We start from the raw sequence: 13229 nt of genomic DNA on the forward strand, positions 1-13229 counted from the left end.
AATGTCTGATTAGAAGGGTGAAATGGGGTGCGATTTCCGCATTACTCAGGGATGATTCAGACCGAGAAAGTCCAGAATCTGCGGGAAATGGCGCTCGAATCCAGTAAATGTATGGTTTCCGCCCTCTTCGACCGTATGGCGGCACGCGCTGTAATAGTCGAGCGCCTGACGGTAATCGAGAACTTCATCGCCGGTTTGTTGCAGCAGCCAGAGTAAATCGGGCGCTTCCAGCGGTTCAATCTGCATCACTTTCAGATCGTAAATGTGGCGTGACTCTAACACATATTGCTGACCGGTGTAGGGATTCTGATTGTCGCCGAGATAATCCGTCAGCAACTCAAAAGGCCGTACCGCGGGATTCACCACCACGGCGGGCAGCATAAAACATTGCGACAGCCAGGTGGCGTAGTAACCGCCCAGCGAGGAGCCCACCAGCCCAAGAGTTTCACCACTGCGGCTCAATACCAGCTCCTCCAGCATCGCGGCCGCATCGGCCGGAAAGGTCGGTAACTGCGGCACGATCATCTCGATTTCCGGATGCGTAGCCTGCAGCCACTGGCGAAACTGTGTCGCCTTCGCCGACTGCGGTGAGCTGTTGAAACCGTGCAGATAAAGCAGCGCCGCCATCAGTCAGTATCCATCCGAATCTAAATCGGGGCGGAAGATATCGGTATCGAGGCGGTTAACTTCGGTTTCAAGCTGACCGTCGGGATGCAGAGTGAACCAGCGCCAGCCTGGTGCGACGGTATCAATCGCGAAGCTGGTGCAGTGCGGCTTGAACTGCACGCAGGTGGAGGGCGTCGCCACTACCCGCCGGCCATGCCAGTCTGCGTCCAGCTCCTGGTGGATGTGCCCGCAGACCAGCGTCTTCGCCAGCGGAAACTGTTGCAGCACCGCATCCAGCTGGTGCGAATTACGCAGGCTGTGCTGGTCAAGCCAGGTACAGCCAGACGCCAGCGGATGGTGATGCAGCAACACCAGCGTGTGACGTTGCGGATAGCGCGCCAGCGCTTTTTCGAGCCACTCCAGCTGATAGTCGCTCAGCATACCGTGCGGCACCCCATACACCTGACTGTCGAGCAGGACAATCTGCCACTGTTCGCCGATCAGAACCTGTTTATGCGGATTAATGCGGGCGTCAGCGAAGGTATCGACCATCGCCGGCTGGAAGTCGTGATTGCCCGGCAGCCAGACACAGGGCCGCGGTAAACGTGAAATGCCCTCAGCAAAATGCTGATAGGCTTCAACAGAGTGGTCCTGGGCGAGATCGCCGGTGGCGATAATCAGGTCATAGTCGCGATGCTGCGCAATGATCGCATCCAGCACCGCCTCATAGCTCGACCAGGTATTGACCCCAAGTAGCGATTCATGTTTTCCCGCGAACAGGTGGGTGTCCGTGATTTGCAGAATCCTGATTGCGGAACCGTTCGCTGCAGGAAGAGTTAGCAGGCTATCCAAAGCGTTTCCTTCGTCTCCACGCCATTTAATGCATTATACGCATCAGCAGACCGGAACTGCCATCGCGCCGTGCGCCAGGCAGTAGCGCAGCCAGTCTGCGAGAAACTGGTTTATCTGGTGTTTTTCATCACGCTGATGCAGTTTTTTATTAGGATAATCATAGCGCGCTTTGAAACGATAGATCTGTTGCGTTGAACACACTTCGGCGACCATTGCGTCATGATAGAGCCGCACCGACATCGACGGCAGGCTCCAGTAACTGACCGCAGGCGCGACCTGGCGGATCTCTACCAGCGTGGTGTAACGCGTTGACTCCTGAATCGTCAGTTGATAACGGGCGCCACTCACCTGATAGATCACCGATGCGCCCGCCTCATCATTGCGCGGCAGCAGGCGGCGTAACTGGGCGAAATTGGTTTCGCACAGCCGCATCATCTCGGGGAAGTCAGGGGTATAGCGCTGTTTCATTATGGTTTCCACTCTTGTCGTAGTTTCTCATGGTGCAACGCCAGCCATTGCAAGGCGATGACAGACGCCGCATTGTCAATAATCCCCTCTTCCACCCAGCGATAAGCCTGTTCGCGGCTGACCACATGGACAAGAATATCCTCATTCTCTTCCTCCAGACCATGGCATCCTGTTGCCTGGCTGGCATCCACTTCCCCAATCAGCACCGATAAACGTTCACTGGTGCCGCCGGGGCTGGCCAGGTAATTAAGCATTGGCTTAATTCGCCCAACCTGTAATCCTGCTTCTTCGACCGCTTCACGACGCACCACCTGCTCAACGGTTTCACCGGGATCGATAATGCCGGCCACCATCTCCAGCAGCCAGGGTGATGCGCTGCTGTCATAGGCTGGAATGCGGATCTGTTCGATCAGCACCACTTCGTCGCGTAAGGGATCATAAGGTAGCAGCACGGCAGCATGTCCGCGCTCAAAAACTTCGCGCTGCACTTCGGCGCTCATTTCGCCATTAAAACGGCGATGACGGAAGCGATAGCGTACCACTGAAAAAAAACCATCGTAGACGGTTTCGCGTGCAATAATTTCTACATCGTTTTTTGTAAAAGTCACAGGGGATTTTTTTTCTTCCGACATCATCTGGTTCCTTGTGCAGATTGGGGTGGAGCGAAAAAAGCCTGGCACGGTGCTCCATCTGAGTGGTTCTTTCTGAATTATTTACGTAAATTAGGGGAAGAAGGCACTTTCAGCCAACTTATCTCACAGTTGCCCTCTGCTAGAATCGGCGATAATTTTTTGGCTTACCCGGCAGCGCTACCACTGCAATTTGCTGCAACACAAGGAATGCAAATGAAAAAACTGCTCCCATTTTTTATTGGGCTGAGCCTGGGCGGTTTCAGCTTCGCCAGCCAGGCCGAAGACCTGCTTCAGGTTTACCAACAAGCACGTCTGAGCAACCCGGATCTGCGCAGCGCCGCTGCCGATCGCGATTCTGCCTTTGAGAAAATCAACGAAGCGCGTAGCCCATTATTACCACAACTCGGATTGGGTGCAGACTACACCTATAACAACGGCTATCGTGACAGCAGCGGTCTCCATTCCAACACGACCAGCGGCACGCTGCAATTAACCCAGACAATTTTCGACATGTCGAAATGGCGCGCGCTGACCCTGCAGGAAAAATCGGCCGGCATCCAGGATGTCACCTATCAGGTCGCACAGCAGGATCTGATTCTGAACACCGCCACCGCCTACTTCAACGTGCTGAAAGCGATTGATACCCTTTCTTACACCGAAGCGCAGAAACAGTCGATCTATCGCGAACTGGATCAAACCACCCAGCGTTTCAACGTTGGCCTGGTCGCGATTACGGACGTGCAGAACGCCCGCGCACAGTATGACAGCGTGTTAGCCAATGAAGTAACCGCGCGCAACAATCTGGATAACGCCGTTGAATCCCTGCGTCAGATTACCGGCATGGATTATCAGGCACTGGCATCGCTTAATATTGATCGTTTCAAAACCAACAAGCCGGATGCGGTCAGCGCCCTGCTCAAGCAGGCGGAAAGCCGTAACCTGTCGCTGCTCTCTGCGCGTCTGAACCAGGATCTGGCACGCGAGCAGATTCGTCAGATGGAAGCGGGTCATATGCCCACTATTGGTCTGACAGCCTCTACCGGTATGTCGAATAGCAAATATGGTGGCAGCCGTGCGAACCAGAGCCAGGGATCTACTGATTCTATTACCGGTTCTAACCAGGTTGCTCTGAGCTTCTCCCTGCCACTCTACAGCGGCGGCAGCGTCACCTCTCAGGTGAAACAGGCACAGTACAGCTTCGTCAGCGCCAGCGAACAGCTGGAAAGCGCGCACCGTTCCGCCGTGCAGACCGTGCGCTCATCGTTTAACAACGTGAATGCATCGATCAGTACCATCAACGCCTACAAACAGGCCGTGATCTCCGCACAGAGTTCACTGGATGCTTCTGAAGCGGGTTATCAGGTTGGTACGCGTACCATCGTCGACGTGCTGGATGCGACCACCGCGCTCTATAACGCCAAGCAGCAACTCTCTGATGCGCGTTATAGCTACCTGATCAACCAGCTGAACATCAGCTATGCGCTGGGAACGCTCAACGAGCAGAACCTGCAGGCGCTGAACAGCCAGCTGGGTAAAGAGATCCCTACCTCACCGGAAACGGTCGCGCCAGAAAATGCGCAGCAGACCGCGCGGGTGGATAACGGTCCTTCCGCCAACGGCTCTGCCGCGGCAGCACGCCCTGCGGCGCGCAGCAACAGCAGCAATCCTTTCGGTAACTGATTGCACAGACGGGTCGCTTTGCGGCCCGTCTCTCTATGGAACGTATAGCTAAGTAAAGATCCCTACAGTATCAGGCCCTCAGCTTCAATTTTGACCCCTCATCCCCTATTCTATGCGCTACCTTTGGGCACAGGATAATCATAATGAAACGCACAAAATCTATTCGCTATGCCGCTTTTCGTAAAAGCTGGCAGGCACGCCATTTAACGCCCGTTGCTATCGCCGTTTCGGCGGTATTTATGCTGGCTGGCTGTGAACAAAACGACGAATCGGTCTCGATGTATCAGAACGCGGATGACTGTTCGAAAGCCAATCCAGGCCAGAGCGCACAGTGCACCACCGCCTTCAATGAAGCCAAAAAAGAGGCGGAACGTACCGCGCCAAAATATGCGACCCGCGAAGATTGCGTCGCTGAATTTGGCGAAAATCAGTGTCAGCAGACGCCGGCTCAGGCTGGCGTTGGCAGCACCAATAATGCGGAAGCACAGCAGGGCGGCGGCAGCTTCTGGATGCCATTAATGGCTGGCTACATGATGGGCCGGATGATGGGCGGCGGCGCAGGTTTCGCTCAGCAACCGCTGTTCTCACCTAAAACGCCTAACAGCCCGGCAAACGGTCAGTTTGTGGATGCTTCCGGTCGTAACTATGGCGCCGCCACCTCAGGCAAAACCATGAACGTGCCGAAAACCGCGTTAGCACCGAAGCCCGCGACAACCTCCACCATTACTCGCGGCGGCTTTGGCGAGACGGTGGCTAAGCAGAACAGCATGCAGCGCAGCAGCGCTACCGGCACCTCCAGCCGTTCAATGGGAGGCTAACGCCCCGATGCAACGCATTGCCATTTCAGAACGCCCAGGCTGGCGGGAAAAAGCCACCGAGTTCGGTTTTCGTTTTCATACCATGCATGGCGAGCCCTACTGGTGTGAAGATGCTTACTACCAGTTCACGCTGGCGCAGATCGAACAGCTCGAAGAGGTTACCGCTGAGCTGCATCAGATGTGCCTGCAGGTGGTCGACAAAGTCGTTAACAGTGAGGCGTTGCTGACCAAATTCCGCATTCCCAAACATACCTGGGATTTCGTGCGTGATTCCTGGCATCAGCGTCAGCCTTCGCTCTATTCCCGTCTCGATCTCGCCTGGGATGGCAAGAGCGATGCCAAATTACTGGAGAACAACGCGGATACGCCCACCTCGCTATATGAAGCGGCGTTTTTCCAGTGGCTCTGGCTGGAAGACCAGCTCAGCGCCGGACAGTTACCCGCAGGCAGCGATCAGTTCAACAGCCTGCAGGAGAAGCTGATTGAACGCTTTGCGGCGTTACATCAGCAGCACGGTTTTAACTGGCTGCATTTCGCCTGCTGTCGTGACACCGACGAAGATCGTGGCACGGTGCAGTATCTGCAGGATTGCGCTACCGAAGCGGGCCTGCCGAGCGAGTTTCTCTACATGGATGAAATTGGTCTGGGTGAAAAAGGTGAGTTTACCGACGTCCATGACCAGGTGATCAGCAACCTGTTTAAGCTCTATCCGTGGGAGTTCATGCTGCGCGAGATGTTTTCCACCAAGCTGGGCGATGCCGGTGTACGCTGGCTGGAACCGGCGTGGAAAAGCATTCTGTCGAACAAAGCGCTGCTGCCGATGCTGTGGCAGATGTTTCCGAATCATCCTAACCTGCTGCCCGCATACTTTGCCGAAGACGACGTGCCGCCGATGGACAAATATGTGGTGAAGCCCCTGTTCTCGCGCGAAGGCGCCAATATTCGTATCGTCGAAAACGGTCAGGAGATTGCCCGCGTTGACGGCCCGTATGGCGAAGAAGGGATGATCGTCCAGCAGTTCCATCCGCTGCCCAAATTTGGCGACAGCTACACGCTGATCGGTAGCTGGCTGATCGACGATCAACCGGCTGGTATCGGCCTGCGTGAAGATCGCGATCTGATCACTCAGGATCTCTCCCGCTTCTATCCGCACGCCTTTATCGATTAATGCCCTGACAAACAGACCCGCCCTGGGTCTGTTTGCATTCAGCCGACCTGCACTGACAACATGCTGATTGCACCCATCTCGATGCCATCCACCGGAATGGTGATCGCTTCGCCTTTCTGGCGCGAGCCCAGCACGTAAAGCAACGGCAGATAATGCTCCGGCGTCGGGTTAGAGAGCGCTGCGCCGGGATGCTGCATAAAGTTGACCAGTGGATGCGATGCCGCGTCACCTTCTGCCGCCAGGTTGTCACGCACAAACTGCTCAAAACTGCTGGCCCACGGATAGACTTCGTCACCGCCGTCCCAGCGCACCTTTCTCAGGTTATGCACCACGTTGCCGCTGGCAACGATCATCACGCCTTCGTCGCGCAGCGCCGCCATCTTCTGACCCAGCTCATAATGCCAGGCCGGCGGCTTGGTGCTGTCGATGCTTAACTGCACCACCGGAATATCCGCCTGCGGATACATCTTGATCAATACGCCCCACGAACCGTGATCGAATCCCCATTCGTGATCCAGCCGTACCGGAATCGGCGCTAACTGCCTGACCAGTTGTTCAGCCAGTTCGGGCGATCCCGGTGCCGGATAGCGGGTATCAAACAGCGCCTGCGGAAAACCGCCAAAGTCATGCAGCGTGCGGGGCTGTGCCATCGCCGTGACCGCGGTGCCGGTTGTATACCAGTGAGCGGAGACCGCAATAATGGCGCGGGGTCGCGGCAGGGAATCGCCGGCCTGACGCCACGCGGTGGTATAGCGGTTCTCTTCCAGGGCATTCATTGGACTGCCGTGGCCCAGAAACAGCGCTGGCATACGTGACTGACTCATAATGGGTTCTCAGAATTGAATGTTTGATAGCCACTACGATACGCGCTTTACCCGCTATATCACGCGGATAAGCCTGATGAAGATGCTCAGAAAATCTGAATAAGATTGGGGTTAAGGAAGCTGATCGTTCACGGATAACGCCAGACGAAGGCGGACTGACGGCTCAGAGCGCCGCGACAGCAGCGCGTGTGGATGAATCACCGGTGAAACAGGCCGGGCAGGCCTGTTTCACCTCATCATCAGGCTGCTGATTAGCTGGCGTGACGCGTTTCGTGGTTGCGACGCCAGGCCACTAAATCTTCAATGGTCACCACCGGCATATTGTGTTGTCTGGCAAACGTAATGGCTTCAGGCGCATGGGCCATGGTGCCGTCATCGTTGGTCAGTTCACACAGCACGCCCGCCGGCTTGAAGCCCGCCAGGGTCACTAAGTCGATGGTGGCTTCGGTGTGACCGCCACGGGTCAGTACGCCGCCTTCGCGCGCGCGCAGCGGGAAGACATGACCAGGACGATTCAGATCGGTGGGTTTCGCGTTATCCGCAATCGCGGCACGAATAGTGGTAATCCGGTCCTGAGCAGAAACACCGGTGGTGACGCCTTCGGCCGCTTCAATCGTCACGGTGAAACCGGTGCCGTAAGAGCTGGTGTTGTTCTCCACCATCATCGGCAGATCTAACTGCTGACGACGCTCTTCGGTCAGACACAGGCAGACAATGCCGCTACCGTGGCGAATGGTCAGCGCCATCTGTTCAACGGTCATGGTTTCGGCGGCGAAGATCATATCGCCTTCGTTTTCACGATTTTCATCGTCGAGTACCATCACACCGCGTCCCTCACGCAGGGCGGCGATAGCACGTTCTACACGCTGTTCAGGCGTGCCAAATTCAGAAAGTAGCGTCTGATTCATGGTAATAAAAACCTTTAAATGTATGGGTTACCAGAATCAGGGCGTGCTTAGGAGTGACGTCAAAAAGACGTGGCAATAACGTGAAGCAGACACAGTTGTCCGACAGAAGTCGTTACCCTCTCCCATCCGGACTGTAACCGTCGGCCCCGGAATTACACCGGATCTGCTGACCTTCATGGCGAATTTTCATCATCATGAAGCGCTCGCGGGCTTTCAGCCTGGACTGATTTACCGCCGGTGGGGAATTGCGCCCCGCCCTGAGAATAAGCGGTTTTACTATAGCGCTGATTATCTGGAGCGGCAATCATCAATAGTGCAATTGCTTTTGCATTTCCTGCGTTGCCGATTTGAGGTTTATCCTTTTCATTTCTGGCATTACACTTAACCGTTATCAGGTTAGTAAAATGCTGACACAGCTCCCCGAAACCAGGAAATCATCATGATCGACACGAAAAAAATTGAACAACTTGCACGTCAGGTTCACGAAGCGATGCCGAAAGGGGTACGTGAGTTTGGTGATGATGTCGAAAAGAAAATTCGTCAGGTTCTGCAGGCGCAGCTGACGCGTATGGATCTGGTCAACCGTGAAGAGTTTGATGTGCAGACCCAGGTGTTACTGCGCACGCGGGAGAAACTGGCGGCGCTGGAGCAGCGTCTGGCGCAGCTGGAAAGCCAGAGCGGCGGTAGCAGCACACCGCCAACGGCTAACGCCTCTGCCGCGACGGTGACTCCGGCTGTGACCGGTGCCGCCACGGCTAACACTGCCACTGCGGGTGCTGCGACATCCCCTGCCGCTTCACCGGCACCGTCAGCCATTAATCCTGCGGATGTGGTTAAGACTGATAACGACAGTAACCACTAAGAATCAGTTTAGCGGGAGCCGGTCTCCCGCTGACTTCGGGTGTTAACTGTCGCCGCGAATGGTTTTGATGATATTGGTGGTTGAGATGCCATCTTCAAAATTCAGCACCTGCACGTCACCGCCATTGGCCCATACCTCTTTACTGCCCGCAATCTCATCCGGCTTGTAATCGCCGCCTTTCACCAGCAGATCCGGCAGGATGCTGGCAATCAGCCGCTGCGGCGTATCCTCTTCAAACACCACCACCCAATCTACCGCTTCCAGCGCACCCAGCACGATCATGCGGTTTTCCTGCGGGTTAACCGGGCGGCTTTCGCCCTTCAGGCGTTTGGTTGAGGCATCGCTGTTTACCGCAACAATCAGGCGATCGCCCAGCTTGCGCGCATTAGCCAGATAGGAGACGTGGCCGGCATGAAGAATGTCGAATACGCCGTTGGTCATCACCACTTTTTCACCGCGCCGGCGTGCCATCTCCACCGCCGCTTTCAGTTCAGCTTCGGTCATGATGCCAAAGCCCTGTTCCGGACGGGCGTGAATTGCATTTTCCAGCTCAACCGTGCTGACGGTTGAGGTACCCAGTTTACCCACCACCACGCCTGCGGCAGCATTGGCAAGGAAACAGGCCTCTTCCAGCGAGTCACCGGCCGCTAACGCCGCCGCCAGCACGCCAATCACCGTGTCACCGGCGCCGGTCACGTCATAGACTTCCTGCGCCTGGGTCGGCAGATGCAACGGCGCTTTGCCTGGCTGCAGCAGCGTCATGCCATTTTCTGAGCGGGTCACCAGCAGCGCGGAGAGATCAAAATCGGCGATCAGCTGCATACCGCGCGCTACGATCTCCTCTTCGTTCTTACACTTACCGACCACCGCTTCAAACTCAGAGAGATTCGGTGTCAGCAGCGTTGCGCCACGGTAGCGGGCAAAGTCAGTGCCTTTCGGATCGATCAGCACCGGGACGTTTGCTTCGCGCGCCAGAGCGATCATCGTCTGCACGCTGCAGAGTGCGCCTTTGGCGTAGTCCGACAGTACCAGTGCGCCCGCAGCCGCCAGCGAAGCCCGCATTTTTTGGTGGATCGGCTCAGGATCGACCTGATCGAAACCCTCTTCAAAATCGAGGCGGATCAGCTGCTGGTTGCGTGACAGCACGCGCAGCTTGGTGATGGTCGGATGGCTTTTCACCGCCACGAAATCGCAATGTACATTGACGTCTTTCAGCGTGTTACTCAACACGCGCGCCGCATCATCTTCGCCGGTCAGGCCAATCAGGCGTGAGGCGGCACCGAGTGCTGCAATGTTCATCGCCACGTTTGCTGCGCCGCCAGGACGCTCCTCAACGGTGTCCACTTTCACCACCGGAACCGGGGCTTCAGGGGAGATACGGCTGGTAGGGCCATACCAGTAACGATCCAACATCACATCGCCAACGACCAGCACTGAGGCTTGGCCGAACGCGGGCAGAGTAACTTTCATTCCAGACACTCCAGACTGCATTAAAATAGTGCGCGGATGATAGCACAGTTGCGATTTGTGCTATCAGCATCACGCCGGGAGAGACGCTGGCGAGTTCAGCCAGCGCTGCCAGCTGGCAACAACCGTTTGCCGCTCGGCGGCGAAAGCATCCGGCTCCACATGGCCGGGCAATTCCTGCAATGCCCGATGATGTAACGCATCGCGCAGCGTAACGTACGCCTGGGTCAGCGCCTGCGCTTCATCGGCGGGCATTTTATGGTATTTCGCCATCAGTTCAAAAATACGCACATTGTCGGACCAGCGCGTGAGCTCCGGTTGTTCAGCGGCGTAGCGTAAGACAAGATATTGAGCGATGAATTCAATGTCGGTGATACCGCCCTGATCGGTTTTAATCTCCCAGCGCCCTTTATGCCGGTTACTGAGGTGAGCGCGCATCTTTTCACGCATCTCGCGCACTTCCGTCTGTAACGCCTCCGCGGGACGCGGCAGGCAGAGAATCGCCTGGCGGATAGCGTTAAAACGTTCACCCAGCGCCGGCTCGCCAAACACCACGCGCGCCCGCACCAGCGCCTGATGCTCCCAGGTCCAGGCCTCACTGCGCTGATACTCATCATACGCCTCAAAGGTGCTGACCAGCATTCCCGCTGCGCCGGAAGGCCGTAATCGCGCATCCACCTCATACAGAATGCCGGATGAGGTGCGGGTACTGAACAGATGCATGATGCGCTGAGCAAGGCGCAGATAGAACTGGCGGCCATCAATGCTGCGTTCGCCGTCGGTGACCGCATCGGCCGGACAATCGTGCAGGAAGACCAGATCGAGATCGGAGCTGTATCCCAGCTCCCAGCCGCCCAGCTTGCCGTAGCCCAGCACCGCAAAGCCACGTTCATGCTCATTACTCAGGTGCGACGGCCGCCCGTAGCGCTGGACCATCATATGCCAGGCCTGGCGCACCACCGATTCGATGATCGCTTCAGCCAGCCAGGTCAGGTGATCGCTGACTTTCATCACCGGCAGCGTGCCGGCGATGTCGGCGGCAGCGATGCGCAGATGCTGCGCCTGCTTAAACTGCCGCACCGCCTCCAGCTGCTGCTCTTCATCGTCAGTGGGGATTCGCATCAGGTACTGACGCAGCTCATCGCGGTAGGCATCGGTGGCGGTTGGCTGATAGAGCGTAGCCGGATCGAGCAGTTCATCCAGCAATAATGGATGCCGTGCCAGCTGGCTGGCCACCATCGGTGACGCGGCGCACAGCCGGATCAAATGACGCAGCGCGCCATGATATTCAGTGAGTAACTCCAGATAGGTGCTGCGGGTCAGCACGCCAAGCAGCAACGGCGTCAGACGGCTGAGGGTGACGGCAGCATCGTCGCGTGGGCAGACTTCGCTTAGCAGACGCGGCATCAGCTGATCCAGCGCCTGGCGGCCGCGCGGGCCGATGGTGCGACGGCTGATATCCTGGCGAAACGCCTCCAGCGTCTGGTGCAGCGTGCGGCACTGTTCATCGCTGAGTTGCGGCACCAGCGGGGCCAGCTCGCTCTCCTCCAGCGGGTCCTGCCACAGCATCTGGTACTCTGCCAGCTCGCGCTGATCGCCGATTTCGGGGGTATCTTCACCAATCAGCTCATCAAAAATGGCGCGAACCGCCGCCATCTGACGTTCAAGTGCAGCCATCAGAGCTGGCCAGTCGGCACAGTCCATTGCCCACGCCAGACGGGCGCGATGGAGTTCATCTTCGGGTAAGGTCTGGGTCTGCTCGTCGCCGAGGCTTTGCAGCAGATTCTCCAGCCGCCGCAAAAACAGATAGGCTTCACGCAGCGCATCCACCTGTTCTGTCGGCAGTAACGCCAGCGCTTTAATCGCCTCCAGCGTCGGCAGCAGAGCGCGCAGCTGTAGCGAGCGCTCACGTCCACCGCGAATCAGCTGAAATACCTGAACGATAAATTCGGTTTCACGGATGCCGCCCGCGCCCAGCTTGATATTGTTCTTCAGGCCACGACGGCGGACTTCCCGGCTGATCATCCCTTTCATGTTACGCAGCGACTGGATCACGCTGAAGTCGATATAACGCCGGTAGACGAACGGCCGCAGCATCTGCTGCAGCTCGATACTCCAGCGATCGTGATCGTCGCCCATCAGCCGCGCTTTGACCATCGCGTATCGTTCCCAGTCGCGGCCCTGCTCCTGGTAATAATCTTCCAGTGCGGCGAAGCTCATCACCAGCGGACCGCTGTCGCCAAACGGACGCAGGCGCATATCAACCCGGTAAACAAAGCCATCCATAGTCGGCTGATCGAGTACTTTGATCAGCCGCTGTCCCATGCGGGTAAAAAACTGCGCGTTATCGAGCTCACGCCGTCCACCGCGGGTCGTGCCGTTTTCCGGCCAGGCAAAAATCAGGTCGATATCCGAAGAGAAATTCAGCTCGCCGCCACCCAGCTTGCCCATGCCGAGGATCAGCATCGGCTGCGCTTCGCCGTCAGCGTTACAGGGCGTACCAAAATCACGGCAGCAATCCTGATAAACCCAGTCGCGCGCCCGGCTGATTAACACTTCCGCCAGCACGCTTAACTGCTGCAGGCTCTGTTCCGTGCTGGCATGTTGCAGGCACTGCATCCAGGCGATACGCACCAGCATCTGGCGGCGAAACAGCCGCAGCTCGCGCATCAGGCTGGCTTCGCTATCCACCGTCGCCATCACCTGATTGAGCCAGTCGGCATAGTGCTGCCACTCGTCTGGCTGTGGCGGCGCATCACGGATCGTCTGCCACCAGTCGGGATGCTGTTGCAGGTTTTCCAGCACAAAATCACTGAAAGCCAGCCCGGCGACCTGCTCCGCGCTGAGCGAAGTCAGGGAGTCGTTAAGCTGCTGCGCGGCGCGTTCGGCCTGTTCGCGTAACAACGTGGGAAGTGCTGACAACATAAATCCCTCCATGATGACG

12 protein-coding genes and 1 riboswitch are annotated in these 13229 nt (G+C 56.9%); of the genes, 4 read left to right on the plus strand and 8 right to left on the minus strand.

Annotation, left to right across the window (positions count from 1 at the left end):
• Positions 1-45: 45 nt before the first annotated feature.
• Genes yqiA through nudF form a run of 4 tightly spaced genes read right to left on the minus strand, consistent with a single transcriptional unit; the run spans position 46 to position 2558 of the window.
• Positions 46-627: an esterase YqiA gene (yqiA, locus tag WFK59_RS17030; RefSeq protein WP_233987090.1), complete on the minus strand. Its 582-nt coding sequence runs from the start codon at positions 625-627 to the stop codon at positions 46-48.
• A gap of 3 nt (positions 628-630) precedes the next feature.
• Complete coding sequence (gene cpdA / locus WFK59_RS17035) at positions 631-1458, minus strand: 3',5'-cyclic-AMP phosphodiesterase (RefSeq protein WP_336756568.1); 828 nt, start codon at positions 1456-1458, stop codon at positions 631-633.
• Positions 1459-1500: 42 nt separating this feature from the next.
• A complete protein-coding gene (locus WFK59_RS17040) occupies positions 1501-1926 on the minus strand; it encodes a DUF1249 family protein (protein WP_111139895.1) in 426 nt (141 codons plus the stop codon).
• Positions 1926-2558 (minus strand): ADP-ribose diphosphatase, encoded by a 633-nt coding sequence (gene nudF / locus WFK59_RS17045; RefSeq protein ID WP_094120645.1) that lies wholly within the window; start codon positions 2556-2558, stop codon positions 1926-1928. Before nudF ends, WFK59_RS17040 begins: the two co-directional genes overlap by 1 nt.
• A gap of 213 nt (positions 2559-2771) precedes the next feature.
• Between nudF and tolC the strand changes: the two genes are divergently transcribed.
• The 3 genes from tolC (at position 2772) to WFK59_RS17060 (ending at position 6224) form a co-directional block, all read left to right on the plus strand.
• Complete coding sequence (tolC, locus tag WFK59_RS17050) at positions 2772-4238, plus strand: outer membrane channel protein TolC (RefSeq protein ID WP_233987088.1); 1467 nt, start codon at positions 2772-2774, stop codon at positions 4236-4238.
• 143 nt (positions 4239-4381) lie between these two features.
• A complete protein-coding gene (locus tag WFK59_RS17055) occupies positions 4382-5056 on the plus strand; it encodes a DUF1190 family protein (protein ID WP_094120647.1) in 675 nt (224 codons plus the stop codon).
• 7 nt (positions 5057-5063) lie between these two features.
• Positions 5064-6224 carry a glutathionylspermidine synthase family protein gene (locus WFK59_RS17060; RefSeq protein WP_233987087.1) on the plus strand — a complete coding sequence of 387 codons (1161 nt, stop codon included), beginning with the start codon at positions 5064-5066 and terminating at the stop codon, positions 6222-6224.
• A 38-nt stretch (positions 6225-6262) separates the two neighbouring features.
• Here the strand turns inward: WFK59_RS17060 and ygiD are convergent, their stop codons facing one another.
• Positions 6263-7048, minus strand: coding sequence for a 4,5-DOPA dioxygenase extradiol (gene ygiD / locus WFK59_RS17065; protein WP_233987086.1), 786 nt, complete (start codon positions 7046-7048; stop codon positions 6263-6265).
• Positions 7049-7299: 251 nt separating this feature from the next.
• Complete coding sequence (ribB, locus tag WFK59_RS17070; protein ID WP_094120650.1) at positions 7300-7956, minus strand: 3,4-dihydroxy-2-butanone-4-phosphate synthase; 657 nt, start codon at positions 7954-7956, stop codon at positions 7300-7302.
• 110 nt (positions 7957-8066) lie between these two features.
• A riboswitch (FMN riboswitch) is annotated at positions 8067-8225 on the minus strand.
• Between the two features lie 170 nt (positions 8226-8395).
• On the opposite strand from ribB, the gene ubiK reads away from it, so the two are divergent.
• Positions 8396-8818, plus strand: coding sequence for a ubiquinone biosynthesis accessory factor UbiK (gene ubiK / locus WFK59_RS17075; RefSeq protein ID WP_233987085.1), 423 nt, complete (start codon positions 8396-8398; stop codon positions 8816-8818).
• Between the two features lie 42 nt (positions 8819-8860).
• On the opposite strand, the gene hldE is transcribed toward ubiK, so the two are convergent.
• Positions 8861-10288, minus strand: coding sequence for a bifunctional D-glycero-beta-D-manno-heptose-7-phosphate kinase/D-glycero-beta-D-manno-heptose 1-phosphate adenylyltransferase HldE (gene hldE, locus WFK59_RS17080; RefSeq protein WP_233987084.1), 1428 nt, complete (start codon positions 10286-10288; stop codon positions 8861-8863).
• A 69-nt stretch (positions 10289-10357) separates the two neighbouring features.
• Positions 10358-13210: a bifunctional [glutamate--ammonia ligase]-adenylyl-L-tyrosine phosphorylase/[glutamate--ammonia-ligase] adenylyltransferase gene (glnE, locus tag WFK59_RS17085; RefSeq protein ID WP_336756573.1), complete on the minus strand. Its 2853-nt coding sequence runs from the start codon at positions 13208-13210 to the stop codon at positions 10358-10360.
• Positions 13211-13229: the final 19 nt, after the last annotated feature.

The organism is Pantoea sp. USHLN298, assembly GCF_037149395.1.
Classification (GTDB): Bacteria; Pseudomonadota; Gammaproteobacteria; order Enterobacterales; family Enterobacteriaceae; genus Pantoea; species Pantoea astica.